This window comes from Paludibacterium flexuosum, assembly GCF_037076605.1.
GTDB lineage: Bacteria > Pseudomonadota > Gammaproteobacteria > Burkholderiales > Chromobacteriaceae > Paludibacterium.
On sequence record NZ_AP029060.1, the window covers coordinates 1,862,857 to 1,888,858 of the forward strand.

The 26,002-nt window shown below is 61.3% G+C and carries 20 protein-coding genes, 1 tRNA gene and 2 rRNA genes; 8 read left to right on the forward strand and 15 right to left on the reverse strand.

Annotation, left to right across the window (positions count from 1 at the left end):
* Positions 1–9 precede the first annotated feature (9 nt).
* Together AACH39_RS08810 and AACH39_RS08815 are read left to right on the forward strand one after the other, a co-directional pair.
* Positions 10–555 (forward strand): YceI family protein, encoded by a 546-nt coding sequence (locus tag AACH39_RS08810; RefSeq protein ID WP_338619635.1) that lies wholly within the window; start codon positions 10–12, stop codon positions 553–555.
* A gap of 24 nt (positions 556–579) precedes the next feature.
* Complete coding sequence (locus AACH39_RS08815) at positions 580–1,143, forward strand: YceI family protein (protein ID WP_338621275.1); 564 nt, start codon at positions 580–582, stop codon at positions 1,141–1,143.
* Here the strand turns inward: AACH39_RS08815 and AACH39_RS08820 are convergent.
* The 3 genes from AACH39_RS08820 to smc form a co-directional block, all read right to left on the reverse strand.
* Entirely contained in the window at positions 1,137–1,817 is a 681-nt protein-coding gene (locus tag AACH39_RS08820) for a TonB family protein (RefSeq protein ID WP_338619637.1), read from the reverse strand. The two genes, AACH39_RS08815 and AACH39_RS08820, sit on opposite strands and share 7 nt — an antisense overlap.
* Complete coding sequence (locus AACH39_RS08825) at positions 1,817–3,196, reverse strand: MFS transporter (protein WP_215780795.1); 1,380 nt, start codon at positions 3,194–3,196, stop codon at positions 1,817–1,819. The genes AACH39_RS08820 and AACH39_RS08825 overlap by 1 nt, the downstream gene beginning before the upstream one ends.
* A 62-nt stretch (positions 3,197–3,258) precedes the next feature.
* A complete protein-coding gene (gene smc, locus AACH39_RS08830) occupies positions 3,259–6,747 on the reverse strand; it encodes a chromosome segregation protein SMC (RefSeq protein ID WP_338619639.1) in 3,489 nt (1,162 codons plus the stop codon).
* 128 nt (positions 6,748–6,875) lie between these two features.
* Here smc and AACH39_RS08835 point away from each other — a divergent pair, with 128 nt between their 5' ends.
* On the forward strand, positions 6,876–7,436 hold the full coding sequence (locus tag AACH39_RS08835) for a YqgE/AlgH family protein (protein ID WP_338619641.1): 561 nt from the start codon (positions 6,876–6,878) through the stop codon (positions 7,434–7,436).
* Positions 7,420–7,857 carry a Holliday junction resolvase RuvX gene (gene ruvX / locus AACH39_RS08840; protein WP_215780786.1) on the forward strand — a complete coding sequence of 146 codons (438 nt, stop codon included), beginning with the start codon at positions 7,420–7,422 and terminating at the stop codon, positions 7,855–7,857. The genes AACH39_RS08835 and ruvX overlap by 17 nt, the downstream gene beginning before the upstream one ends.
* 12 nt (positions 7,858–7,869) lie before the next feature.
* Here the strand turns inward: ruvX and ylqF are convergent, their stop codons facing one another.
* The 6 genes from ylqF to AACH39_RS08870 form a co-directional block, all read right to left on the reverse strand.
* Positions 7,870–8,802: a ribosome biogenesis GTPase YlqF gene (ylqF, locus tag AACH39_RS08845; protein ID WP_338619642.1), complete on the reverse strand. Its 933-nt coding sequence runs from the start codon at positions 8,800–8,802 to the stop codon at positions 7,870–7,872.
* Between the two features lie 2 nt (positions 8,803–8,804).
* Positions 8,805–9,017: a DUF3820 family protein gene (locus tag AACH39_RS08850; RefSeq protein WP_215780781.1), complete on the reverse strand. Its 213-nt coding sequence runs from the start codon at positions 9,015–9,017 to the stop codon at positions 8,805–8,807.
* Positions 9,018–9,328: 311 nt separating this feature from the next.
* Complete coding sequence (locus AACH39_RS08855) at positions 9,329–9,946, reverse strand: hypothetical protein (protein ID WP_215780778.1); 618 nt, start codon at positions 9,944–9,946, stop codon at positions 9,329–9,331.
* A 275-nt stretch (positions 9,947–10,221) separates the two neighbouring features.
* Entirely contained in the window at positions 10,222–11,844 is a 1,623-nt protein-coding gene (locus AACH39_RS08860; protein ID WP_338621276.1) for an electron transfer flavoprotein-ubiquinone oxidoreductase, read from the reverse strand.
* 96 nt (positions 11,845–11,940) lie between these two features.
* Positions 11,941–13,134: a CaiB/BaiF CoA-transferase family protein gene (locus AACH39_RS08865; protein ID WP_215780776.1), complete on the reverse strand. Its 1,194-nt coding sequence runs from the start codon at positions 13,132–13,134 to the stop codon at positions 11,941–11,943.
* A 13-nt stretch (positions 13,135–13,147) separates the two neighbouring features.
* Positions 13,148–14,335 carry an acyl-CoA dehydrogenase gene (locus AACH39_RS08870; RefSeq protein WP_215780774.1) on the reverse strand — a complete coding sequence of 396 codons (1,188 nt, stop codon included), beginning with the start codon at positions 14,333–14,335 and terminating at the stop codon, positions 13,148–13,150.
* 90 nt (positions 14,336–14,425) lie between these two features.
* Between AACH39_RS08870 and AACH39_RS08875 the strand changes: the two genes are divergently transcribed.
* Entirely contained in the window at positions 14,426–15,232 is an 807-nt protein-coding gene (locus AACH39_RS08875; protein WP_338619648.1) for an IclR family transcriptional regulator, read from the forward strand.
* Positions 15,233–15,238: 6 nt separating this feature from the next.
* Here AACH39_RS08875 and AACH39_RS08880 read toward each other — a convergent pair whose 3' ends face one another.
* Positions 15,239–15,673 carry a CBS domain-containing protein gene (locus AACH39_RS08880; protein WP_215780770.1) on the reverse strand — a complete coding sequence of 145 codons (435 nt, stop codon included), beginning with the start codon at positions 15,671–15,673 and terminating at the stop codon, positions 15,239–15,241.
* A gap of 69 nt (positions 15,674–15,742) precedes the next feature.
* On the reverse strand, positions 15,743–16,612 hold the full coding sequence (gene argB / locus AACH39_RS08885; RefSeq protein WP_252346159.1) for an acetylglutamate kinase: 870 nt from the start codon (positions 16,610–16,612) through the stop codon (positions 15,743–15,745).
* A 163-nt stretch (positions 16,613–16,775) separates the two neighbouring features.
* On the opposite strand from argB, the gene AACH39_RS08890 reads away from it, so the two are divergent.
* The 3 genes from AACH39_RS08890 to gabD all read left to right on the forward strand — a co-directional run bounded on the left by AACH39_RS08890 (position 16,776) and on the right by gabD (position 20,983).
* Positions 16,776–18,113 carry a TolC family outer membrane protein gene (locus AACH39_RS08890; protein WP_338619650.1) on the forward strand — a complete coding sequence of 446 codons (1,338 nt, stop codon included), beginning with the start codon at positions 16,776–16,778 and terminating at the stop codon, positions 18,111–18,113.
* Between the two features lie 135 nt (positions 18,114–18,248).
* Positions 18,249–19,508 (forward strand): 4-aminobutyrate--2-oxoglutarate transaminase, encoded by a 1,260-nt coding sequence (gene gabT, locus AACH39_RS08895; protein WP_338619652.1) that lies wholly within the window; start codon positions 18,249–18,251, stop codon positions 19,506–19,508.
* Positions 19,509–19,522: 14 nt separating this feature from the next.
* Positions 19,523–20,983: an NADP-dependent succinate-semialdehyde dehydrogenase gene (gabD, locus tag AACH39_RS08900; RefSeq protein ID WP_338619653.1), complete on the forward strand. Its 1,461-nt coding sequence runs from the start codon at positions 19,523–19,525 to the stop codon at positions 20,981–20,983.
* 48 nt (positions 20,984–21,031) lie between these two features.
* Here gabD and AACH39_RS08905 read toward each other — a convergent pair whose 3' ends face one another.
* The 4 genes from AACH39_RS08905 to AACH39_RS08920 form a co-directional block, all read right to left on the reverse strand.
* A complete protein-coding gene (locus AACH39_RS08905) occupies positions 21,032–22,471 on the reverse strand; it encodes a hypothetical protein (RefSeq protein WP_338619655.1) in 1,440 nt (479 codons plus the stop codon).
* A 138-nt stretch (positions 22,472–22,609) separates the two neighbouring features.
* Positions 22,610–22,724 (reverse strand): 5S ribosomal RNA (gene rrf / locus AACH39_RS08910).
* Between the two features lie 75 nt (positions 22,725–22,799).
* Positions 22,800–25,690 (reverse strand): 23S ribosomal RNA (locus AACH39_RS08915).
* A gap of 226 nt (positions 25,691–25,916) precedes the next feature.
* Positions 25,917–25,992, reverse strand: a tRNA-Ala gene (locus AACH39_RS08920).
* Positions 25,993–26,002: the final 10 nt, after the last annotated feature.

The window sequence follows — 26,002 nt, forward strand, 5'->3', positions numbered from 1 at the left end:
GAATTTGGCATGAAATGGTCTCTTGCTCCGTGGCTGTTGCTGATGAGCGGCCCACTGTTGGCCGTACCGCTCGATAGCGCCCAGAGTCGCATCGACTTCTCGCTGAAGCAGATGGATATCCCCATGCAGGGACAGTTCAAGCGTTTCAGCGGCGACATTGCCCTCGACCCGGCCCATGCGGCCCAGGGCAAGGCTGACCTGACCATCCAGGTGGCCAGCATCAGCCTGCCGACGGCAGACGCCACGGCGCAGGCTCAGAAACCAGAGTGGTTCGGTGCGGCACGATTCCCCACCGCACGCTTCGTCACCAGCAGCATCCGCCCGCTGGGCAACAACCGCTATCAGTTCAGCGGCAAGTTGACCATCAAGGGCATCACGCGCGACGTGTCGGCCCCCTTCACGCTGTCGCGCCAGGGGGCGCTCAATGTCGTGGACGGCACGCTGCCGGTGTCGCGTCTGGCGTTCAAGGTGGGCGAAGGTGAGTGGGCCGATACCGACACCGTCGCAGACCAGGTCAGCATCAAATTCCATGTTGCCTACCCAGGCAACAAATAACAGCCCTGCAAGGAGAAAACCGTGATGAAACCCCTGTTGTTGGCCAGCCTGCTGGCTGCGGCCAGTTCGTTGACCCTGGCGGCACCGGTCAGCTATACCGTTGATTCCAGCCACACCTATGCCGCCTATGAAATCAATCACATGGGCTTTTCCAACCAGTCCGGTACCTTTACCAAGGTCGCCGGCAAGGTCGTGCTGGATGCGGCAGCCCACAGCGGTGCAGTCGATGTCACCATCGACACCAACTCGCTGCAAACCTTCTGGCCGGCACGCGACAAGCACCTGAAGAGCGAAGCGTTCTTCAATGTCGCCAAGTTCCCGACCATGAGCTACAAGGCCGACAAACTGGTCTTCGTGGGTGACAAGCTGAGCCGTGTGGATGGCAATCTGACCCTGCTGGGCGTGACCAAGCCGGTATCGCTGACCGTGACCAACTTCCACGGCGGCAAGGATATGGCCGGCAAGGATGCCTATGGCGCCAATGCCGTTGCCCAGATCAAGCGCAGCGACTTCGGCATGATGACCTACCTGCCGGCCATCGCCGACGACGTGACCCTGCACCTCACCATCGAAGCCCAGGCTCAGTGATTCAGCCTGAACGGCACGGTCATCCTCAACCGTGACGCAATCGGCACCCCGGCACGCTGTGCCGGGGTGTACGTCCCCCGCCGCAACAAATCCAGCGCCGCCTGATCCAGCTCCTCATCCCCACTGGAGCGAGTCAGCTTCACCGCGGTCACCCGACCGTCGGATGCCAGGGTCACTTGCACCTCAACCCGTCCCTCGGCACCACGCGACCGGGCCGACTCCGGATAAGGCGGATCCTGGGCATCGCCCAGATACCGGGCGGGCGTCACGCTGGCAGGCTGAACACTCCCCCCTAACGGTGCTGTCAACGCTCCCGCATTGTCCGCCTGTGTCGTCGCGGCCGGCGCCGGTGTTCTGGCACCGCCACGCTCGGCCTGGGCCGCCGCGGATGGCAAGGCGATCACCGCTGCCGGGGCAGGCGTGCTCACCGTATCAGCAGGATGATGAGCGCCCGGAGGCGCCGTCCTGGACTGGACCACCGGGCGTGAGGGATGAGGCCTGGCCGTGGTTGCCGCCCCGCCGCCATGGCCGGGAGCATTCAGCAACTCGACCTGCAGCGGTGCCGGCAAGGGTTGGCTGGCACGCAGCGGCAACAACAGCAGCAACACCAGCAGGTGCGCCAGCACGGACACAGCCAGGGCCAGACGCAAGGGATGACGACGCAGCATGGACATCAGCAACGCATGACCGCACCACGCCGGGTGTAGCACCACCAGGCAATCAGCGAGGCCAGCAGATAAAACAGGAAAAACAGGCCGAAAGCCGGTACGAAACTGTTGAACCAGCTCAGCGAACTGCCAAAGGACTTGGGAATGAAAAAGCCGCCGAACGCCGCCCCGACTGAACAGATGTTCATGGCCAGCGCGCCGTTGCGACCACCGCGGGTATAGGCCTGTGCCTCATCCTCGCCGCGCTCGGCCGCCTGCAGCATGGCTTCGTGCATGAAGACTTTGGGCGCCAGCTGGTAGGAGGAGCCATTGCCAATGCCGGCGGCAAAGAAAATCACCTGCACCATGCAAAGGAACAGCCAGAACGATCCGCCACCATTGTCCCCAGGCAGGCTGAGCAGTACACCGACCGTCCCGGCGGCCATCAGCACATTGCTGAACAAAGTGGTAATCCCGCCGCCCAGATGATCCCCCAGCCAGCCGCCAAAGGGACGCACCAGCGCGCAGATCATCGGGCCGATGAACGCATAGGCCAGGGCGTTATGCAGCGGGAACATGGCATGTGACAGCAGGGGAAACGCTGCCGACAGGCCGAGAAAGGTGCCGTAGCTGCTCAAATACAGCAGACAGATCGCCCAGGTATGCGGATGCTTCATGGCACTGAGCTGATCGACCGGGGTCAGTCGCAGACGCGGCATATCGTGGGCATAGAGCAGACAGATGATGGCCATCAGGGCAATCAGCGGCGTCCAGCAATAGCCGGCATTTTGCAGCCAGACGGCATGCACGTCGCCCCCCTGTCCCCAGATCTGCGGCTCGCCGCCGGTCCAGCCAAACAGATTGACCGAGATCAGCACGGCCACCACCAGTTGCGAGACCGAGACACCGAGATTACCCAGGCCGGCATTGATACCCATGGCAAAGCCTTTGGCCGCCTTGGGAAAAAAGAAACTGATGTTCGGCAGATGCGAGGCCGAGGCCCCGCCGCCAATACCGCAACAGGCGGCAATCAGCAGCAGCATGGGAAACGGCGTGGCGATGTCCTGCACCACATGGGCCACGCCCAGCGCCGGAATCAGCAGGAACAGGGTCGACAGGGCCATCCAGGTCCCGCCCCCCACCCAGCTCCACGCCCAGGAATAGGCAATGCGCATCAGGGCCCCGACCAGACCGGGGATCGAAACCAGGAGGAACTCTTGCTGACGGGTCAACAGAAAACCGACGGCCGGCAGGTTGACGACCACCATGCTCCACATCATCCAGATATTGAAATTGAGATGAAGCGAGCAGGTAGACAGCAACAAGTTACGGTTGGCAATGCGTCGACCGTGCGTCAGCCAGAAAATCCTGTTTTCCGGTTGCCAACGCTGGATGCGAATGGTCATCGCGAACAGCTCGGTGGATAGAAGATCAGCATTATATATTTATTGTACGTCATCGATGAACCTCAGGCGCTCTCGCGCATCTGCAGCGCCTGGACAATATCCACCGCCACCACGCGGCTGACCCCCTTCTCCTGCATGGTCACCCCCACCAGTTGCTCGGCCATTTCCATGGTCAGGCGATTGTGCGAGATATAGAGGAACTGGGTGCGCTCGGCCATTTTCTTCACCAGATCGCAGAAGCGGCTGGTATTGGCATCGTCCAGCGGGGCATCCACCTCGTCCAGCAGGCAGAAAGGTGCCGGATTGAGGCTGAACAGCGAGAACACCAGGCTCATCGCCGTCAGGGCTTTCTCGCCACCGGACAACAAATGGATGGTACTGTTTTTCTTGCCCGGAGGCTGGGCAATGATCTGCACCCCGGCGTCGAGCAAGTCCTCGCCGGTCAGGGTGAGCTCGGCACGACCACCGCCGAACAGCGTCGGGAAAAACTCGCTCATCTTGGCATTCACCGCATCGAAGGTGCTCTGCAGAATGGCCCGCGATTCGGCATCGATTTTCTGGATGGCACTCTCCAGGGTGGCAATCGCCTGCAACAGGTCATCGGCCTGTGCGCCCAGATACTCGCCGCGCAACCGGGCCTGCTCCAGCTCTTCCAGCGCGGCGAGATTCACGGCGCCCAGTCCTTCCACGGCGCGGGCCAGGCGGGCGATTTCCGCCGCCAGCGCATTGGGTTTCACCCCGGCACCGAGATCGGCCAGCAGCGCCGCCTCATCGGCTGCCGCCTCTTTCAGCTCCTCGCTGTAGCGCTCCATGGCGATGCGCGCTTCCTGATGGGCCAGCAGGGCAGACTGACGGGCCTCGCGCAAGGCGGGCAGGGCCTGATTGATCTCGTGCTGCTGAGCGGCCAGGGCACGCATGCGCTCAGCCAGACCATTGAGCTGGTCACGGGCGGCTGCCAGCTCGCCATCCGCCTGCTCGCGCTCGGCGAGCAGCAGTTGCAGAGACGCCTGGCCATCATCCTCCAGCAGCGATTCCGCCTCTTCGGCCAGGGCTTCGAGTCGTTCCGCCAGCAGGGCATCGCGCTCAGCGCGCTCCTCATCGCGACGGGTCAGTTCGGCAACCTGCTGCTCGGCGGCCTGCAGGCGCAGACGAATGTCATGCATCTGGCGCTCGGCCTGCTGCGACTGCTCGCGCGCGGCGGCCAGCGTGGACTGGGTCCGGGCACGAGCCGCCCGGGCCTGAGTCATCTGCTCATCCAGCGTCTCCAGCTCGAGCGCCACGCTTTCGATCACTTCGGCCGCTTCCTGCATCTGTGCCTGCGCCAGCGCCAACGCTTCTTGCAGCTGGGCCTCCTCGCTCAGAATGGCCATGCGGCGGGCACTGCCCTGACGGGCAGCCTGATCCAGCCGCACATGCGCCACCGTGGCGGCATTGAGCTCGCCGTCCAGCCGGGTGACGGCCCCTTTCTGACCACGAATGGCTTCGGCCAGCATGTTCATCTGGCTCACCAGGCTGTCACGCCGCGATTGCAAGGCCGCCACTTCGGGGCTCAGCGCCGCGACGCGGCTGATCGCCTCGTCCAGACGCGCCTTCTGCGCCATCAGACCATCGTCTGCGGTGTCCCCATGGAACTGCACACTATGGCGATCCACACGGTGTCCCTGCGGGGTCAGCAGACATTCTCCCGTCGCCAGCTGCGGGCGCAAGGCCAGTGCCTGCTGCAAGTCCTCGGCCAGATAGACCCCGGCCAGCCAGTCGTCCAGCGCCGCCGCAAACGGCGCACCGGCCTGCACGCGGTCGCGCAATGCAGGCAGAGACCTCGCCACCACCGCGGGGGCTGAGGCCGGTGCGTCATCGATCAGCACCAGGGCGGCCGGTGGCGGCTGCGCGGGCAACATGCCATGGCGTGCCGTCAGGCGTTCGGCCAGCACCGCTTCCAGCGCACTGCGCCAGGTTTCCTCCACTTGCAGTGCCTGCCACAGCTGCGGAGCCTGCTGCAGCCCCTGTTCGGCCAGCCAGTCCGTCAGTGCACCGGCATCCTGCTGGCGCGACAACAGCGCGCTCAGCGCCGAGACCTCGGCCTCGGCCCGTGCCAGCTCGCCCCGCAGCCGGTGCAAGCTTTCATCCAGCTTTTCGCGCTCGCTGGCCAGATCAGCCTGCTTGGCCTCATCACGCACCACGCGTTGCTGCACCGAGGCCAGCGCCTCGCGCGCGTCATCGACCACTCGCTGCGCTTCATCCAGCGCGCTTTGGCTGGGAAGATTCAAGGCAATCTGCTCTTGCTGCAGCGCCTTGAGACGATCATTTTTTTGCTGCAGGGACTGCTGCAGGTGCTGGATATGCTGACTGGCCAGATCACGCTGACGCAAGCGCTCGCCATGCTGTTCGCTCAGACGACTCTGCAGGGCCTCGTGACCGGCATGCTCAGCCTCGACGTCCGGCAGCTGGGCCCGGTCGTCTTCCAGCCGCAGCATGGCCTCTTCCAGCTGCATCTGCAGCTCTTCACGCTGTGCCAGCCACTCGCTGCGCTGATCCGCAATGCCTGACTGCTCATCCGCCAGCATGGCGCGGTCATTGCGAGCCCGCGCCAGATCGCGCTCGATGCGGGCACGGGTTTCCTGACGATGGCGTTGTTGTTCTTCCAGTCGCGCCAGCTGGGCATTGGTTTCAAAGACCTGATGTTGTGCCGCCTGGACCCGGTCACCGGCACTGAAGTGGCTGTCGCGCACGGTTTCCAGCTCGGCATCCAGGGCGGAGAGCGCCTGCGACAAGCGAGCCTCTTCGCTCTCCAGCCGCGCCAGTTCTGCGCGGGCATGGGCTTCGTCGCGGGCAGCTTCCTCGCGCCGGGCCAGCGCCAGCAGATTCTGCTTGTGCGTCAGGGCGGCACGCAGATCATGGTATTGCGCGGCCACGGCGGCCTGTTCGGTCAGTCGCTCGACCTGGCGTTCCAGCTCCAGACGCAGGTCGTCGACACGGGACAGATTGTCTCGGGTATCCGCCAGGCGGTTTTCGGTTTCGCGGCGCCGGTCCTTGTAGCGCGACACGCCGGCCGCCTCCTCCAGATAGACGCGCAGCTCTTCCGGCCGGGCTTCGATGATGCGCGAGATCATGCCCTGCTCGATCACCGCATATCCCCGTGCCCCCACGCCGGTACCGAGAAACAGGTCGGTGATGTCGCGCCGGCGCACCACCTGATTGTTGATCAGATAGCTGGACTCACCCTGGCGGGTCAGCACGCGCTTGATGGCGATTTCGGCGTACTGGCCCCAGGGGCCGGCCATCTGGCCGTCGGCATTGTCGAAGACCAGCTCGACCGAGGCACGCGAAACCGGCTTGCGGGTGGTGGATCCGTTGAAAATCACGTCCTGCATCGACTCGCCACGCAACTGCTTGGCGGAGGACTCACCCAACACCCAGCGTACGGCATCGATCACATTGGATTTGCCGCAGCCATTCGGCCCGATCACCGCCACCAGCTGGCCGGGAACCGGGATGGAGGTCGGATCGACAAATGATTTGAATCCGGATAGCTTTATATGCGTAAGCCGCACCACACCCTCGCTTGCGAGACGCTCGAAACCGACAGTTTAACAAGGCTTGTCACGGCGTGCCGAACGCGATCCCGTCCCCACCGGGTACGGCAAGCGTCTTTATGTGCCGCCTGTGCCATAATGCAAAAATGAAATCGTTATCGCTCGCCAATCAGTTTCTCATCGCCATGCCCAACATGGCCGACCCGCTCTTTGCCCGCGCGCTGGTCTACCTGTGCGAGCACGGTGAGCACGGGGCCATGGGGCTGATCATCAACAAACCCTCCGGCATTGCGCTCGCCCAGCTGTTCGACCAGATCGACCTGTCGATCGAGCCGGGCCCGATCGCCGCCACCCAGGTGCTGTTCGGCGGGCCGGTTCAGCCAGACCGCGGCTTCGTGCTGCACAGTCCGATCAGCGACTGGCAGTCCAGCCTGAAGGTGACCGACGACATCATGCTGACCACCTCCAAGGATGTGCTGATCGCGGTATCCGAACAAAAGGGGCCCGAGCACGTTCTGGTCACGCTCGGCTATGCCGGCTGGTCAGGCGGACAGCTGGAAGAGGAAATCGCCAGCAACGCCTGGCTGACCGTGCAAAGCGACCCGCAGATCATCTTCGATCTGCCGGCGGAAGAACGCTACGACGCCGCCATGGCCCTGCTGGGGTTTGATCCGTCCCTGCTGTCCGGGGATGTCGGTCATGCCTGAGGGATCCGCACTGGCATTTGATTTCGGCGAACGCCGTATCGGGGTCGCCACCGGCGAAGCGCTGGTCGGCATTGCCCACCCCCTTTGTACCATCGACACCGAAAGCAATGACGAGCGCTTTGCGCGCATTGCCGCCCTGATCGCCGAATGGCAGCCGCAATCGCTGGTGGTCGGGCTGCCGACTCACGCCGACGGCACCGAACACGACATGACAAGACTGGCTCGCCGCTTCGCCAACCGGCTCAAGGGGCGCTTTGCCCTGCCGGTATGGCTGGTGGACGAGCGTCACACCTCGCTGCTGGCCGAATCGCTGCTGCGAGAGGCCGGCCTGCGCGGCCGCAAGCAAAAACCCGTGCTGGACCAGGTCGCGGCGCAAGCCATCCTGCAAACCTGGTTCGAGCAGCCGGGCGAGCAGGTCTGAGCCCGGCCGGGTTTACTCGGCCGCCGACTTGCCCTGTCTTTCCTTCTCGCGCGCGGCCTTGTCCGCCAGGCGCTGCGCTTCGCGCTCCCGCGCCACTTTGAGCCAGACCACCCACTCTTCCGGGCGCTCCAGGGTAATACGGCCGGTCGAACCAGCCCGGAAATCGGTCAACACCACCTCGGCAGCCTTCTGGATATTGACCCGTCCGCCGCCCAGCATGGCCCCGCGCTTGCGCCCGATGGCCTCAAGCACATCCACGTCCTGCAGCCCTTCCAGACTGTCGAGCTTGTAGCGCTGGCAAAGGGCATCCGGGTAACGGCGCATCAGATAGCCCAACAGAACCAGGCTGACCTCTTCCTCGTCCATGGCATTGCGACCGATGGCACCGCTGGCGGCCAGGTTGTAGCCCCCCTCCTCGACCAGGATTTTCGGCCACAGCATCCCCGGGGTGTCGAACAGCTCGAAGTCATCGGCCAGCAGGATACGCTGCTGTGACTTGGTGATGCCCGGCTCATTGCCGGTCTTGGCGACACGGCGCCCGGTCATGGTGTTGATCAGCGTGGATTTACCCACGTTCGGGATGCCGCAGATCAGCACCCGCAGCGGCTTGTCCAGCCCGCCGCGATGAGGGACCAGATCACGACAGGCGGTAATCAGTTTCTGCGTCGGCGCGCGGTCACCGGCATCCAGGGCCAGGGCGCGGGTATTGGGCTGACCGTTGTAATGATCCAGCCACAGCCTGGTCACCTGAGGGTCGGCCAGATCCTGCTTGTTGAGGATCTTCAGTGCCCGCTTGTTGCGCGTCAGCTGCGCCAGCATCGGATTGGCACTGGATGCCGGCAGACGGGCATCGAGCAGCTCGATGACCACATCGATATCCTGTACGCGCTCGGCAATTGCCTTGCGCGCCTTGTTCATGTGGCCGGGAAACCATTGAATTGCCATGCTTAACGCTTTCTTAGAGGATCCAAAAGAGACATCAGCCCGTTATGCTGGAGCTCAAACACCAGCTGCAACAGACGACCGATCTCTCCCGGCGGAAATCCCTCACGTGAAAACCAGGACAGATAATGAAGCGGCAAATCGGCAATCAGCCGTCCTTTGTACTTGCCGTAAGGCATCTGGCGCGTGACCAGCAGCATCAGGTCATCGTTTTGCATCGTGAAATATCTCGGCAGGGATGCGCATTGTGCCAAAAACGGCACAACTAAGCCATGAAAACGCTTTGTTTACAGCAATTTGTTGGATTGTCGGTGACATCTCCAGTCCTGGCCATGCTTTTGACATGGCTCAAGGGGATGTCGTTTGACTGACGACAAGGGCGGGTCAAAACCGGTAGCATCGGCGCCAGTCACAATCATGGCCCCGGACATCCCTCCCGGCAGGCTTGCATATTGTTGGCCATCCGGGTTTTCCCGGATTTGACGGCTCGCGCAGAGCGCTGGGGGCATTCCGCAAGGGTGCCCCGTTTTTATGGCCTAGGCCGCCAGGCCCCCAGCAACAGGGCAAAACGCTTCTGACAACGCTGGCGCAAGGCTCGCGCCTGAGGCGAGCCGGCAGCTGACGCCACCACCCCCTCCCCCTCGTCAACGGACAAGGGACTCCAGCCATGCAGCACCATCGGCGCCGTCGGCAACTGGGGAGACGTATTCAAGACCGGCAGCAGGCCCGTTGCCACGGGCAAACCATGGGCAGCGAGCCGGCGCAACCTGAGATTGGCCTCGTCGAACATGGCCATCTGGGCCAGCGTGATCTCGACATGCGACAACCCCAGCAAAAACGCCCGGGCGCACAGCCAGTCGGCCTCATCGGCAAAATGCGTCGGGGAGCGTGCGGCATGGCGATCGGCCCGCCGTGCGGCCAGCAGCATGGCCAGCGCACGGATTTCCGGCAGAGAAGACTCCATCACACACTGACCGGCCCCCTGCTGACGCAGCCGCTCGATCTGCGGTGCCAGCTGGGCATAAGGGCGCCAGACCGAAGAGAAAGCCTGTACATCGGTCACCAGCGTGACCGGCCGGAGCATCACCAGATGCCCGGAGTCTGTCTGTTCGGTCGCAACCTGTCGGTCGCCGGTCAATTCTTCCATGATGGGGATCCCCTTGTTCGACCGCTGGCCGGGGAGATCATCTGTATCGTCACTAGGTGAAAAAACAAATGCCGCCCGGTTCGCGGCGGCATTTGTCGTGATCATTCTGCAATAACTTCAGAACAGACAGACCCCTTGGCGCCGCGCGTCAGTGCGGTACCAATACCAATAACGGTTCAGGGAGAATGTCTGTTGGCTCATGGTGAGTATGCTGACCCGCCGTCAGAAGTAAGTCAAGCCTCTTTTCATCACTTCTGACGACAGGTCTTCCGGAATTACATATTCGGATAGTTGGGACCGCCGCCGCCCTCCGGCACGCTCCAGACGATGTTCTGCGTCGGATCCTTGATGTCACAGGTCTTGCAGTGCACACAGTTCTGCGCATTGATCTGCAGCCGCGGACCACTGCCCTCCTGCACGATCTCATAGACCCCGGCCGGACAATAGCGGGTTTCCGGCGCAGCATACTTTGCCAGATTGATGTCAATCGGCACCGAAGGGTCCTTCAGCCGCAAGTGAATCGGCTGATCCTCACTGTGATTGGTACTGGACAGAAAAACCGACGACAGGCGATCGAAGGTCAGCACGCCATCCGGTTTCGGATAGCTGATCGGCTCGACACTGTCGGCGGTCTGCAGACACTCGCTGTCCTTGTGGGTGTGATGCAGCGTCCAGGGCGCCTTGCCGCGGAACAGCCAGGTATCGATGGCCGAATAGATCATGCCGGCCCACAGCCCGTAGCGGAAGGAAGGACGAATATTGCGCACGCGATAGAGCTCGTCATACAGCCAGCTCTGGCGGTAACGCTGTGTATAGCCCTGCACCTCGGCCCCGTCGGTCTCGGGCTGCTGCGACAGCTGCTCGAAGACGCCCTCGGCGGCCAGCATGCCGGACTTCATGGCCGCATGCGAACCCTTGATCTTCGGTACATTGAGGAAGCCGGCGGTATCGCCGATCAGCGCGCCCCCCGGGAAAGTCAGCCTGGGCTGGGACTGAATCCCGCCCTCGTACAGCGCACGTGCCCCGTAAGCAATGCGGCGCCCCCCCTCAAAGACGCCACGGATCGCCGGATGGGTCTTGAAGCGCTGGAATTCTTCGTAGGGAGACAGATAGGGGTTGGCATAATCCAGACCGATGACAAACCCCACCGCCACCAGATTGTCTTCCAGGTGATAGAGGAAGGAGCCGCCATAGGTGCTGTTGTCCAGCGGCCAGCCGATGGTATGGGTAATCATGCCCGGCTGATGCAGTTCGGGCTTGACCTCCCACAGCTCCTTGATGCCGATGCCGTAAGTCTGGACATCGCTGTCGGCATCCAGCTTGAAACGTGCCAGCAAGGTCTTGGTCAGCGAGCCTCGACAGCCCTCGGCAAACAGCGTCTGCTTGGCCCAAAGCTCCATGCCCGGCTGCCAGGCATCCGTCTTCTCGCCATCGCGGCCAATGCCCATGTCGCCGGTCGCCACCCCCTTGACCGAGCCATCGGCGTGGTAGAGCACCTCGGCCGCGGCAAAGCCCGGGTAGATTTCGACGCCCAGTTCTTCGGCCTGAGTCGCCAGCCAGCGACAGAAATTGCCCAGGCTGACGATGTAGTTGCCTTCGTTGTGCATCTGCGGCGGGGTCGGCAGCTGCACCGACTCGGTCTGCGTCAGCAGCAGAAAGCGGTCCTCACGCGCCGGCGTGTTCAGCGGCGCGCCCTTTTCCCGCCAGTCAGGGATCAGCTCATTGAGCGCGCGCGGTTCGATGATGGCACCGGACATGATATGCGCACCGACTTCCGAGCCTTTTTCCAGCACACAGACGCTGATTTCCCGACCCGCCTCGGCGGCCAGTTGCTTGAGACGAATCGCGGCGGCCAGCCCGGACGGACCGGCGCCGACAATCACCACGTCATACTGCATCGATTCGCGTTCCACCGTTTCTCCTTTGCGCTTTGCGCTCTAATACACGCAATAATGCAATGAACCCACCACGTTCGTCAAAAATCAAACAAACGTTTAAATGGAGCCTTTGCCTCTGAGTTGTGCGATGGAAACAGCGTCATAACCCAGTTCGCTCAAAATGGCATCGGTATGTTCCCCCAACTTCGGCGGAACGCGGGTATAGCTGACGGGCGTGCCCGAGAGCTTGATCGGACAGCCGACCATGGGCACATCCTGTCCCCGTTCATCACGCAGATGAATCTCCAGACCACGGTGTTTCAGCTGGGGATCGGCAAAGGCCTCATCGATGGTATTGATCGGCCCGCCCGGTACGCCGATACGATCGAGGTCGGCCAGCCAGGCGTCTCGCCCGCGCCGGGCGAATTCGGCCGCCAGCAGCGGGATCAGCACATCGCGATGCCTGACCCGTTGCGGGTTACTGGCAAAGCGTTCATCGCTCGCCCACTCTGCATGACCGAGCAGCTGGCACAGCGCGGCAAACTGGCGATCATTGCCGCAGGCCAGGATGAAATGCCCGCCGTCACCACAGGCAAACACCTGATACGGCACGATGTTGGCGTGCGCATTGCCCAGCCGCGGCGGCACCTTGCCGCCGACCAGCCAGTTTGAATTGACGTTGGCCAGCATGGCAACGGCACAGTCGAACAGCGCCATGTCGATATACTGGCCCTGCCCGCTGCGCTCGCGCGCCAGCAGCGCCGCCGTCACGGCATTGGCGGCATACAAGCCGGTAAAGACATCAGTGACGGCGACGCCCACCTTGTGGGGCTCACCATCGGCGGGACCGGTAATGCTCATCAGCCCCGACATGCCCTGCAGAATGTAGTCATAGCCCGGCAGTTCGCTATAGGGTCCATCCTGACCAAACCCGGTGATCGAGCAATACACCAGCCGCGGATTCAGCTGCGACAGACTGGCGTAATCCAGACCATATTTGGCCAGCCCGCCGACCTTGTAGTTTTCCAGCAGCACATCGGCATCGCAGGCCAGGCGCCGGACGATCTCCTGACCTTCTGCCGTGGCGATATCCACCGTCAGCGAACGTTTGCCGCGATTGGTACAGAGAAAATACGCCGCCGTACCATCCTCCAGCGCCGGCGGCGCCCACTGCCGCGTGTCGTCGCCCGTGCCGGGACGTTCAATCTTGATGACATCGGCCCCCAGATCGGCCAGCAACTGGCCTGCCCACGGGCCGGCCAGCACGCGCGACAAATCCAGCACCTTGATCCCTTCCAGTGCGCCTGCCATGGTCATCTCCCGCTCAGCCGAAAGCCTGGATACCCGTCTGGGCACGCCCCAGAATCAGCGCATGCACATCGTGCGTCCCCTCATAGGTATTGACCGCCTCGAGGTTCATCACATGGCGGATGACGTGGAACTCATCGGCAATGCCGTTGCCACCGTGCATGTCGCGCGCCACGCGGGCGATGTCCAGCGCCTTGCCACAGTTATTGCGCTTGATCAGCGAGATCATTTCCGGTGCCGCCCGACCTTCGTCGAGCAGTCGGCCGACCCGCAATGCCGCCTGCAGCCCGAGGCTGATTTCCGTCTGCATATTGGCCAGCTTGAGCTGGACCAATTGGGTCGCCGCCAGCGGACGGCCAAACTGCTGACGGTCCAGCGTGTACTGACGGGCGGCATGCCAGCAGAACTCAGCCGCCCCCATGCTGCCCCAGGCAATGCCATAACGTGCCTTGTTCAGACAGCCAAACGGCCCCTTCAGCCCCTTCACCCCCGGCAGCAGGGCATCCTCCGGCACCAGCACGTCATCCATGACGATTTCCCCGGTGATCGAGGCACGCAGGCTGAACTTGCCGTGAATCTTCGGCATCGACAGCCCCTTCATGCCACGCTCGAGAATAAAGCCGCGGATCTCGCCTTCATCATCCTTGGCCCAGACCACACAGACATCGGCAATCGGGCTGTTGGTAATCCACATCTTGCTGCCCTTGAGCACATAGCCACCCTCGACCTTGCGCGCCCGGGTCTTCATGCTGCCCGGATCCGAGCCGGCATCCGGCTCGGTCAGACCGAAGCAGCCGACCAGCTCACCCGTGGCCAGCCGCGGCAAATACTTATCCTTCTGCGCCTCGCTGCCGTAAGCCCAGATCGGATGCATCACCAGCGAAGACTGCACACTCATGGCCGAACGGTAGCCGGAATCCACCCGCTCCACCTCGCGCGCCACCAGGCCATAGGCCACATGCGACAGACCGGCACAGCCATAGCCATCGATGGTGCAGCCCAGCAGGCCCAGCTCACCCATCTCCGACATAATCTCCCGGTCAAAGCGCTCCTCGCGATTGGCCGTCAGCACACGCGGCATCAGTTGATCCTGGCAGTAGGCGCGCGCCGTATCGAGCACCATGCGCTCGTCATCGGTCAGTTGCTCATTCAGCAGCAAGGCATCGTCCCAGGCAAAGGCCGGACGCTGGGTGGATTGGGCCATCTGGATTCTCCTTTTGTTCTGCATTGCAGAATTATGTTTTACTGTGCAAAATAAGCCTAGCAACCCCCACATGGACTTGTAAAGCGATTTATGTCAAATCAAAGGCTTGTCGAAGCATCCGACTACGACCCGGCGCAGGATCGCCACTTTGTCACCGCGCTGGCACGAGGGCTGGAAGTGCTCGCGGCCTTCCGCCCGGGCGAAGGAACACTGTCCAATCAGCAACTGGCTGCGCGCACCGGCCTGCCCAAATCGACGGTGTCGCGCCTCAGCTACACGCTGACGCGGCTCGGCTATCTGGCCCAGGATGCCGAACAGGGCGGCTACCGCCCGGGGCTGGCCGCCATCTCGCTGGCCGGCAGCCTGCTGGGCAGCTTCGACATTCGCCGTGTCATGGCGCCCCTGCTGCGCGACTTCTCGCTCTCGCATACCATCTCGGCCAGTCTCGGCCTGCTGGATGGCACCGATATCGTCTATCTGGAAACCTGCCGCAGCCAGGCACGCGTCTCGGTGCAACTGAGCGTGGGTTCGCGCGTGCCGCTGGCCACCACCGCCATCGGGCGGGCCTGCTACGCCGGCCTGCCGTCGTCAGAACAGCAGCGGCTCAACACGCTGCTGGCCAGCCGCTACGGCGAGGAATGGCCATCCCATGCAGCCCGCTTGCAGGCAGCCTGCGCACAGTACCAGCAACAAGGGTTTTGTTCGTCATTCGGAGAGTTCGAGCCGGATGTGATGGCAGTCGGTGTCGCCCTGCCGCCACTGGGGCCGGGGCAAGGCGCCATGTGCCTGAATGCCAGTGGCCCGGCCTTTGCCTTCACACCGCAGGACATGGCCGGGCGCATCGGCCCGGCACTCTTGGCGTTGCGCGACCAGATCCTGCCGCGCACAACGGGATGAGGGAGATCAGGCGGTCTGGATGTACTGCACCAGCTGATCAATAAAGAATTGCTGCTCGGCGATGGTGGCACGCACCAGGTCGCCAATCGACAGCATGCCGACCACCAGATCGTCCTCCAGCACCGGCAGGTGGCGAATATGGCGCTCGGTCATGAGCGCCATGCACTCCTGCAGGGTATTTTCCGGCTTCACATAAACCACGCGGCTGGTCATGATTTCGCGCACCGGCGTCGTCACCGAAGTACGGCCCTGCAACACGATGCGGCGGGCATAGTCGCGCTCGGAAAAAATGCCCACCACATCGCCCATCTCCATCACCAGCACCGCGCCGACATCCTGATCGGCCATCACCTGAAGCGCCTGATAGACCGTTGAATCGGGGCTGACCGTGATCAGCGAGCGATGCGATTTCTCATTGAGCAGCTGTCGTACCGTATGCATGTCATCCCCCATTGTTGTCGTGATTACACGGGTCGTGACATCACTATAGATCAATGAGAACGAATGTCATTATGCATGGATCATGGTGCCAAGAGGACTGTCGGTCAGCAGCTCCAGCAACAAGGCATGCGGCACCCGGCCATCAATGATATGCACGGCCCCCACCCCGCTGCTCGCCGCTTCCAGCGCCGAACTGACCTTGGGAATCATCCCCCCGTACAGCGTCCCGTCGGCCATCAGCGCCTGAATGCGCGCCCCGGACAGCGTGGTCAGCAAAGCCCCCTGCTTGTCCAGCACACCCGGGGTATTGGTCAGCAGCATCAACTTCTCTGCCTGCAGGCTCTGCGCCAGACTGCCCGCCACCAGATCGGCATTGATATTGTAGGCCTCGCCCCGCTCACCGACACCGATCGGCGCAATCACCGGAATGAAACCGGAACGGGCCAGGAGATCGATCAGCGTCGGGTCGATGGCACTGACCTCCCCCACCTGCCCGATATCCACCGGCTGGCCCTGCTCGTCCTGCAAGGTCAGCTTGTGGGCGCGGATGCAATGGCCATCCTTGCCAGTCAGCCCCACCGCCCGCCCCCCGTGCTGATTGATCAGCGAGACAATCTCCTTGTTGACCTGCCCGCCCAGCACCATTTCCACCACGCTCATGGTCTCGGCATCGGTGACCCGCATCCCCTGGACAAACTCACCCTGCTTGCCGACGCGCGCCAGCATGTCATTAATCTGCGGCCCGCCCCCGTGCACCACCACCGGATTCAGACCCAGCTGGCGCAGCAAGACCACATCCCGGGCGAAATCCGCCTTGAGAGCATCATCTGTCATGGCGTTGCCACCGTACTTGACCACGATGGTCTTGCCCGCCAGCTGGCGGATGAACGGCATGGCTTCGGCCAGCACCCCAGCCTTCTCTGCAGCTTGAATCGTCACGCGTTGCTCCTTTATTTTTTATCTTCCTGTCATCTTACCGGCTTGCCGGCACTTGTGCTGCCCTTATGCCTAATCTGCTCGCTGCGCGGTACAATCCTTGCCTTGTCCCCCACCAGCCTGACTGGCGAACTGCGCCAGCCGGGCCACAGAACCGGATCGCACCGTGAACAGACCCGTCCCCATCCTGGCCGCCATCCTGCTGTCGGGCAGCCTGGCGGCGACAGCTCAGGCGTTCGACCTGCTGCAAGCCTGGCAGGCAGCCCGTCAATATGACAGCGGCTATGCGGCGGCAGGCGCCAACTGGCGCGCCGGCCAGGCACAGGGCGACCAGGGCCGAGCCCTGTTGCTGCCCCAGCTCAGCCTGAGCGGCAACTACAGCCAGAACAAGCCAATCCACGCCGCCACCGCGGGCGGCAGCGAGCCTGGCGGCGTCACCCACGGCTACGGCGTCAACCTGACCCAGCCATTATTCGACGCCGCCAGACTGGCCAATTACCGCAAGGCCCAGATCAATCAGGCCCAGGCCGGGAGCACCTACGACAGCGCCGGCCAGCAACTGATGGTTGACGTCGCGGCGGCCTACTTCAGCGTGTTGCAGGCACAGGACAATCTGGCCGCCACCGAAATCGCCAAGCGCGCTTATGCCAGCCAGCTGGCCCAGGCAAAAACCGAATTCGACATCGGTACAGCCACCATTACCGATACCAACGAGGCACAAGCCGGCTACGACGGTGCAGTCGCCGATGAGATTCAGGCCCAGAGCGACCTGGAGCTCAACAGCAATACCCTGGCACGCCTGACCGGACTGCGGCCGGAAGAAATCCGCCCCCTGGCCGACAGTTTCCCGCTGCAGCGGCCGCAACCGGACAGTCTGGAGGACTGGCTGGCCATGGCCCAGCGCAACAGTCCGAAAATCATCAGCAAGCAGCAGGCGCTGGAACTGGCCGAACAGACACTGGCTGAAAAACGCGCCGGACACCTGCCCGTGGTACAGCTGACCGCCGGCTACCAGGACAACATCACCAACGACCCGGCCAGCACCCTCGGCGGTCAGGCCCGCACCCGCAGCAGCACGATCGGCATCAATATCACCGTGCCGCTGTATTCGGGCGGCGGCATCCGCGCCCAGGTCAGCGAAGCGGTCGCCCTGCGCGACAGCGCCCGCGACGAGCTGGAAAACACCCGCCGGCTGGTACGCGAAGAGGTCCGCCGCGCCTGGCTCGGCGTCACCAACGGCATTGCCGCCATCCGCGCCCAGCAGCAACGCCTGCGCTCAACCAAAAGCAAGCTCGACTCGACCCAGCTGGGCCGCGAAGTGGGGATCCGCACCAATCTCGACCTGCTCAAGGCCCAGCAAGACTACAGCACAGTCCTGAAAGACCTGGCCAGCGCCCGCTATCGCTATCTGAATGCCCGCCTGCAGCTGGCGCAAGCCGCCGGTACACTGGATGAAACCATGCTGGCCGACGTCAACCAGGCACTGCAACACAGCGCCCGCTGATCATGCTGCTGCCATGCAGCATGTGCTTGGCGCGCAACACGTGTTTAATTTATTCATCCCTCTGTAGCTTTTTGCTAAACGGGTTATTAGAATCAGATAATCCATTACAGGGCACTGCCTACAGAGGAGAACCAGATGTCGGATTTGCTGAAGCGCAAGGCGCAGGCTACCCCGCGCGGAGTCGGGGTCATGTGCGATTTCTTTATCGATCATGCCAAAAATGCCGAACTGTGGACCACGGAAGGCAAGCGCTACATCGACTTCGCCGGCGGTATCGGCGTACTGAACACCGGCCATCTGCATCCCAAGGTGCAGGCTGCCGTCAGCAAGCAGCTGCAACAGTTCAGCCACACCTGCTATCAGGTGGTGCCCTACGAGTCCTATATCTCGCTGGCAGAAAAAATCAATCAGCGCGCACCGGGTGCCGGCGCCAAGAAAACCGCCTTCTTCACCACCGGTGCCGAAGCCGTTGAAAACGCCGTCAAGATCGCCCGAGCCGCGACCGGCCGTCCGGCCGTGATTGCCTTCGGTGGCGCCTTCCATGGCCGCACCCTGCTGGGCATGGCATTGACCGGCAAGGTCGTTCCCTACAAGGTCGGCTTTGGCCCGTTCCCGTCCGACATCTATCACGCCCCCTATCCGAACGCCCTGCATGGCGTCAGCGTGGATGATGCCCTGGCCGGCGTTGAGAAACTGTTCAAGTACGACGTCGATCCGGCCCGCGTGGCCGCCATCATCTTCGAACCGGTTCAGGGCGAGGGGGGGTTCTACCCGGCACCGGCCGAATTCGTACAACGCCTGCGCAGCCTCTGTGACCAGCACGGCATCCTGCTGATTGCCGATGAAGTCCAGGCAGGCTTTGCCCGCACCGGCAAGCTGTTTGCCATGGAACATTACGGCGTCAGCGCCGACCTGACCACCCTGGCCAAGAGCCTGGCCGGCGGATTCCCGCTGGCGGCCGTGGTCGGTCGCGCCGAACTGATGGATGCACCGGCACCTGGCGGCCTGGGCGGTACCTATGCCGGCAACCCGCTGGCCCTGGCCGCAGCCGAAGCCGTCCTGGAAGTCATCGAAGAAGAAAACCTGGTGGCACGTTCGGCCCAGCTGGGCGCCCTGCTGCAGGAAAAGCTGCGCAGCCTGAAACAGGCGGTACCGCAGATTGCCGACGTGCGCGGCCTGGGAGGCATGGTAGCGGTCGAGTTCATGAAACCGGGCACCCACGAGGCCGATGTCGACTTCACCAAGAAGGTACAGGCCGAAGCGCTGAAGCGCGGCCTGATCCTGCTGACCTGCGGGACTTATGCCAACGTGGTGCGCTTCCTGTTCCCGCTGACCATTGAAGACACCGTCTTCAATGAAGCACTCGGCATTCTCGAACAAGCACTCAAGGCCTGACAGGGAGTCATCGCATGCTGAATCTGAAAGATCCGAGCCTGCTGCGCCAGCAGTGCTATATCAATGGCGAATGGCAGGATGCCGATAACGGCGCCACCATCGAAGTGACCAATCCGGCAACCGGCGAACGCCTCGCCACGGTGCCGAAAATGGGCAAAAGCGAAGCGGAACGCGCCGTTGCGGCGGCAGAAAAAGCTTTCCCGCTGTGGAAGAAAAAGACCGCCAAAGAACGCGCGGCCATCCTGCGCCGCTGGTATGACCTGATGATGGCCAACCAGGAAGACCTGGCCACCATCCTGACCGCCGAGCAGGGCAAACCGCTGGCAGAAGCCAAAGGCGAGATCGCCTATGGCGCCTCCTATATCGAGTGGTATGCCGAAGAAGCCAAGCGCGTCTATGGCGACACCATTCCGACCAGCCAGGGCGACAAACGCATCCTGGTACTCAAGGAACCGATCGGCGTCACCGCGGCCATCACACCGTGGAACTTCCCCAATGCCATGATCACCCGCAAGGCAGCACCGGCACTCGCCGCCGGCTGCCCGATGGTGGTCCGCCCGGCCAGCCAGACCCCGCTGTCCGCCCTGGCCATCGCCGTCCTGGCCGAACGCGCCGGTATCCCGGCCGGCGTCTTCTCGGTACTGACCGGCGGATCGAGCGAAATCGGCGGCGTGCTGACCGGTGCCGACGCGGTGCGCAAATTCAGCTTCACCGGCTCGACGGAAGTGGGCCGCAAGTTGATTGCCCAGTGCGCAGAAACCGTCAAGAAAGTCTCGATGGAATTGGGCGGCAATGCGCCCTTCATCGTCTTCGATGATGCCGACCTGGATGCGGCAGTCGAAGGGGCCATGATTTCCAAATACCGCAATGCCGGCCAGACCTGCGTTTGCGCCAACCGCATCTACGTGCAGGATGCTGTACACGATGCCTTCGTCGAGAAGTTTGTCGCCGCCGTCGCCAAGCTGAATGTCGGCAATGGCCTGGAGGCAGGCGTGAACCAGGGACCGCTGATCGACGACAAGGCGATCAGCAAAGTGGAAGAGCATGTCGCCGATGCCCTCGGCAAGGGCGGACGTCTGGTGCTGGGCGGCAAACGCCATGCACTGGGAGGCAACTTCTTCGAGCCGACCGTGGTGACCGGCGTGACAAGCGAAATGAAGGTGGCGCGCGAAGAAACCTTCGGACCGCTGGCACCGATCTTCCGCTTCAAGACCGAGGAAGAAGCCATCCAACTGGCCAATGATACGGAGTTCGGGCTGGCCAGCTACTTCTACTCGCGAGATCTGGGCCGCATCTTCCGTGTCGGCGAAGGACTCGAGTATGGCATGGTCGCCGTCAACACCGGCATCCTCTCCAACGAAACCGCACCGTTTGGCGGCGTCAAACAGTCCGGACTGGGCCGAGAGGGGTCGAAATACGGCATCGAGGATTATCTGGAAATCAAATACCTGTGTCTCGGCGGCATTGACCGCTAAAGACAAAAAAGCCGGCGCAAGCCGGCTTTTCTTCTTTGGACCACGCGCTCAGTGCAGCCGCGAGATACGCTCGGCCAGCGGCACACCGGCCTCGCGCAAGCAATAAGTCAGATCATCCAGGGCGCGACTGCGGTCCGGCGCCACATCCGGCACCAGCAGCCAGGGCAGACGCGCAACCACCTCTTCACGTCCGCTCTCGCGCAGCAACACCTCATAAGACAGATGCTCCGGCTGATACTCGGCTTCCGCATGCAGCGCCTTCAGCCCACCCAATTGCGCGCCACACAGGGCCAGCGTCAGCCCCAGCCGCTTGCGATTGACACTGCCAATCCCGCTGGCCAAAGCCTCCCACCAGGGCATGGGCGCAAACAACTCGGCTTCGCCATACTCCATTTCCCGACCGATCGCCTCCTGCACCAGCGGCATCACCGCATCCAGCGCCTTGCGTGCATGGCGACGAGCCTGATCTGGCGGCAGCGCACCACGCTCCACCAGGAAGGGAATAAACGCCAGCATCAGTCGCGGATCCTGCGTCTGGCGAGCGGCTTCGTAAGTCGCACGCGCATCCTCCGGATTCACTGGCGCATAGTCACACCCCAGATCCATCACCGGCGCCAGATGCACCAGATCCTGGCAGCTGCGCTCATTGAGCATCTCGACGGTGAAACAGGTCGGCGACATCCACAGGATTTTCTTTTCCGGCAGCCCGAGCGCATCGGCCAGAACCGGCTCCACCCGCTCCATCATGGGGAAATGCCACCACGCCCCACCCTGCGCGCGGGAAAAAGCAAAAGGCAATGCCCACAGCTCGAACGACAGAATAGAGCCATCCTTGCGCACCACCTCGGGGAAGGCGATACAGTCACGCGCCGTCGCCAGCAATAAATCACGCGCCTGCGGCTGCGTCAGCAAGCCGAGCTGCGCTTCGGTCATGACCGCCTGATCATCCTGCGCCAGGGTCTGCTGCACCAGGCCACTCAATTGCAGCTTGCTCATCGGCCGTTCGCAGGCCTCCAGCGCCATGGCCTGCAAAGCCTTGACCGCAGCCGAACGCGCGGCAGGCAATAAAGGCTTGATCGGATAGGCACGCATCTCGCGCGCCGGCATGGTCGCCTCACGCTCGCGATGTTCCTGCAGCTGCAGATAGATCTTCATGGCCTCATCACAAATGGCATGCAGCTCTGCGGCCGTCGGCGTGGTGTCATGAAAATTGAAATCGAACAGACGAAAACCCGGATTGCAGACATAAATCGTGGCATTGTCGCCCTCATCAAACAGCAAGGCGCTGGCGAAGACATCCTGATCACGACCATCAAACGGCGTGACATCATAGCCGACCAGACGGCAGACAAAAGCAGGCGACTCGGTATGAACCACATATTCGCAAGGCTCCAGGCCCTGCTCATCCATGGCATCACCGAAAATGAAGCGGTTCGGGCGCAAGGCCGAACCCTTGATACGGGCATTGCGGGGGTGCGGCTTCATCATTCCATCACATTCAATACTGGCTAACGGTGAATTGTAGCCTGAAATCGGCCTCGTTGATCACGGCATAGCCGGGCACGTGTCCTGGTACGGCCACAAAGCAAAAAGCCCAGACCTGAAGGTCTGGGCTTTGCATGGGGAGTCTGGCAGTGTCCTACTTTCACACGGCGAATGCCGCACTATCATCGGCGCTAAGGCGTTTCACGGTCCTGTTCGGGATGGGAAGGCGTGGGACCACCTCGCTATGGCCGCCAGACATAAACTGTCTACAAACTGCAGAAGCCGTTTGGTTTGAATTCGTATGTATCGGGCACAAAGCCCATCAAATGATAGGATCAAGCCTCACGAGCCATTAGTATCGGTTAGCTTCACGCCTCACAGCGCTTCCACACCCGACCTATCAACGTCCTGGTCTCGAACGACTCTTCAGGAGGGTCTAGCCCTCAGGGAAGTCTCATCTTCAGGCGAGTTTCCCGCTTAGATGCTTTCAGCGGTTATCTCTTCCGAACTTAGCTACCCGGCGATGCCACTGGCGTGACAACCGGTACACCAGAGGTTCGTCCACTCCGGTCCTCTCGTACTAGGAGCAGCCCCCGTCAAACTTCCAACGCCCACTGCAGATAGGGACCAAACTGTCTCACGACGTTTTGAACCCAGCTCGCGTACCACTTTAAATGGCGAACAGCCATACCCTTGGGACCGGCTACAGCCCCAGGATGTGATGAGCCGACATCGAGGTGCCAAACTCCGCCGTCGATGTGAACTCTTGGGCGGAATCAGCCTGTTATCCCCGGAGTACCTTTTATCCGTTGAGCGATGGCCCTTCCATTCAGAACCACCGGATCACTATGTCCTGCTTTCGCACCTGCTCGACTTGTCGGTCTCGCAGTTAAGCCACCTTTTGCCATTGCACTATCAGCACGATTTCCGACCGTACCTAGGTGACCTTCGAACTCCTCCGTTACACTTTGGGAGGAGACCGCCCCAGTCAAACTGCCTACCATGCACTGTCCCCGATCCGGATCACGGACCTAGGTTAGAACCTCAAACACACCAGGGTGGTATTTCAAGGACGGCTCCACGCAAACTAGCGTTCACGCTTCATAGCCTCCCACCTATCCTACACAAGTCTGTTCAAAGTCCCATGCAAAGCTACAGTAAAGGTTCACGGGGTCTTTCCGTCTAGCAGCGGGTAGATTGCATCTTCACAAACATTTCAACTTCGCTGAGTCTCAGGAGGAGACAGTGTGGCCATCGTTACGCCATTCGTGCGGGTCGGAACTTACCCGACAAGGAATTTCGCTACCTTAGGACCGTTATAGTTACGGCCGCCGTTTACCGGGGCTTCGATCAAGAGCTTGCACCCCATCACTTAACCTTCCGGCACCGGGCAGGCGTCACACCGTATACGTCCACTTTCGTGTTGGCACAGTGCTGTGTTTTTGATAAACAGTCGCAGCCACCGATTCTCTGCGACCTCTCAAAGCTTCGGACGCGAAGTCCTACACCCTAAGAGGCATACCTTCTCCCGAAGTTACGGTATCAATTTGCCGAGTTCCTTCTCCTGAGTTCTCTCAAGCACCTTAGAATTTTCTTCCTGCCCACCTGTGTCGGTTTGCGGTACGGTTCTCATACAGCTGAAGCTTAGAGGCTTTTCCTGGAAGCAGGGTATCAGTCACTTCAGGTCCGTAGACCCTCGTTATCACTTCTCGGCGTTAACGAACACGTGGATTTGCCTGCGTGTCCCGCCTACCAGCTTGAACCAACTATTCCAACAGTTGGCTGACCTAACCTTCTCCGTCCCCCCATCGCACTGTATGAAAGTACTGGAATGTTAACCAGTTTCCCATCGACTACGCATTTCTGCCTCGCCTTAGGGGCCGACTCACCCTACGCCGATGAACGTTGCGTAGGAAACCTTGGGCTTTCGGTGAGCGGGCTTTTCACCCGCTTTATCGCTACTCATGTCAGCATTCGCACTTCTGATATCTCCAGCATGCCTTTCGACACACCTTCACAGACCTACAGAACGCTCCCCTACCACTTGCACTCGCGTGCAAATCCGCAGCTTCGGTTATCAGTTTGAGCCCCGTTACATCTTCCGCGCAGGACGACTCGACCAGTGAGCTATTACGCTTTCTTTAAATGATGGCTGCTTCTAAGCCAACATCCTGGCTGTCTGGGCCTTCCCACTTCGTTTACCACTTAACTGATCATTTGGGACCTTAGCTGGCGGTCTGGGTTGTTTCCCTCTTGACGATGGACGTTAGCACCCACCGTCTGTCTCCCATGCTTGCACTTTCCGGTATTCAGAGTTTGCCATGGGTTGGTAAGTCGCAATGACCCCCTAGCCATAACAGTGCTTTACCCCCGGAAGTGATACATGAGGCACTACCTAAATAGTTTTCGGGGAGAACCAGCTATCTCCGAGTTTGTTTAGCCTTTCACCCCTATCCACAGCTCATCCCCTAATTTTGCAACATTAGTGGGTTCGGACCTCCAGTGCGTGTTACCGCACCTTCATCCTGGCCATGGATAGATCACTCGGTTTCGGGTCTACGCCCAGCAACTGAAGCGCCCTATTCGGACTCGCTTTCGCTACGCCTCCCCTATTCGGTTAAGCTCGCTACTGAACGTAAGTCGCTGACCCATTATACAAAAGGTACGCAGTCACCCCTTGCGAGGCTCCCACTGTTTGTATGCATCCGGTTTCAGGTTCTATTTCACTCCCCTCCCGGGGTTCTTTTCGCCTTTCCCTCACGGTACTGGTTCACTATCGGTCGATCATGAGTATTTAGCCTTGGAGGATGGTCCCCCCATCTTCAGACAGGATTTCTCGTGTCCCGCCCTACTTGTCGTACGCTCAGTGCCACCATTCAGTTTTCGTGTACGGGGCTATCACCCACTACGGCGAGCCTTTCCAGACTCTTCCACTAACTCAACGGCTAAAACGTACAGGCTCTTCCATTTTCGCTCACCACTACTCACGGAATCTCGGTTGATTTCTTTTCCTGCGGGTACTTAGATGTTTCAGTTCTCCGCGTTCGCTCTACCCACCCTATGTGTTCAGGTGGGAGTGACCCCTAAGGGCCGGGTTTCCCCATTCGGACATCGCGGGATCAAAGCTCTATTGCCAGCTCCCCCGCGCTTTTCGCAGGCTTACACGTCCTTCATCGCCTATGATCGCCAAGGCATCCACCAGATGCACTTACTCGCTTGACCCTATCATTTCAAGGGCCTTGCGCACTCGCTTTGCCGATACCTCTACCGGCAAAACGTCGATACATACAATTACCCAAAGTTGAATCCAAACGAGGATGAAACCATCCTGGCTCAGAATCAATTTTGTATTCGGCTTCTTCAGTTTGTTAAAGATCAATGCGCTAAACAATTAACGCCAATCACAAGGCTCTGCTTGAAAGCCTTCTGATTGTCATTAAGAGTGGGGTGGTGGAGGCAGACGGGATCGAACCGACGACATCCAGCTTGCAAAGCTGGCGCTCTCCCAACTGAGCTATGCCCCCATTTGAACGG

Coding starts and splice junctions, on each gene's coding strand:
- AACH39_RS08880 (WP_215780770.1), bottom strand. CDS start 15,673: ATGCATACGGTACGACAGCTGCTCAATGAGAAATCGCATCGCTCGCTG.
- ylqF (WP_338619642.1), bottom strand. CDS start 8,802: ATGGCAATTCAATGGTTTCCCGGCCACATGAACAAGGCGCGCAAGGCA.
- ruvX (WP_215780786.1), top strand. CDS start 7,420: ATGTCGGTCATGCCTGAGGGATCCGCACTGGCATTTGATTTCGGCGAA.
- AACH39_RS08905 (WP_338619655.1), bottom strand. CDS start 22,471: ATGATGAAGCCGCACCCCCGCAATGCCCGTATCAAGGGTTCGGCCTTG.
- AACH39_RS08865 (WP_215780776.1), bottom strand. CDS start 13,134: ATGGCAGGCGCACTGGAAGGGATCAAGGTGCTGGATTTGTCGCGCGTG.
- AACH39_RS08850 (WP_215780781.1), bottom strand. CDS start 9,017: ATGCAAAACGATGACCTGATGCTGCTGGTCACGCGCCAGATGCCTTAC.
- gabT (WP_338619652.1), top strand. CDS start 18,249: ATGTCGGATTTGCTGAAGCGCAAGGCGCAGGCTACCCCGCGCGGAGTC.
- AACH39_RS08815 (WP_338621275.1), top strand. CDS start 580: ATGAAACCCCTGTTGTTGGCCAGCCTGCTGGCTGCGGCCAGTTCGTTG.
- AACH39_RS08860 (WP_338621276.1), bottom strand. CDS start 11,844: ATGCAGTATGACGTGGTGATTGTCGGCGCCGGTCCGTCCGGGCTGGCC.
- AACH39_RS08820 (WP_338619637.1), bottom strand. CDS start 1,817: ATGTCCATGCTGCGTCGTCATCCCTTGCGTCTGGCCCTGGCTGTGTCC.
- AACH39_RS08870 (WP_215780774.1), bottom strand. CDS start 14,335: ATGGCCCAATCCACCCAGCGTCCGGCCTTTGCCTGGGACGATGCCTTG.
- AACH39_RS08855 (WP_215780778.1), bottom strand. CDS start 9,946: ATGGAAGAATTGACCGGCGACCGACAGGTTGCGACCGAACAGACAGAC.
- AACH39_RS08835 (WP_338619641.1), top strand. CDS start 6,876: ATGAAATCGTTATCGCTCGCCAATCAGTTTCTCATCGCCATGCCCAAC.
- AACH39_RS08810 (WP_338619635.1), top strand. CDS start 10: ATGAAATGGTCTCTTGCTCCGTGGCTGTTGCTGATGAGCGGCCCACTG.
- AACH39_RS08825 (WP_215780795.1), bottom strand. CDS start 3,196: ATGACCATTCGCATCCAGCGTTGGCAACCGGAAAACAGGATTTTCTGG.
- gabD (WP_338619653.1), top strand. CDS start 19,523: ATGCTGAATCTGAAAGATCCGAGCCTGCTGCGCCAGCAGTGCTATATC.
- AACH39_RS08875 (WP_338619648.1), top strand. CDS start 14,426: ATGTCAAATCAAAGGCTTGTCGAAGCATCCGACTACGACCCGGCGCAG.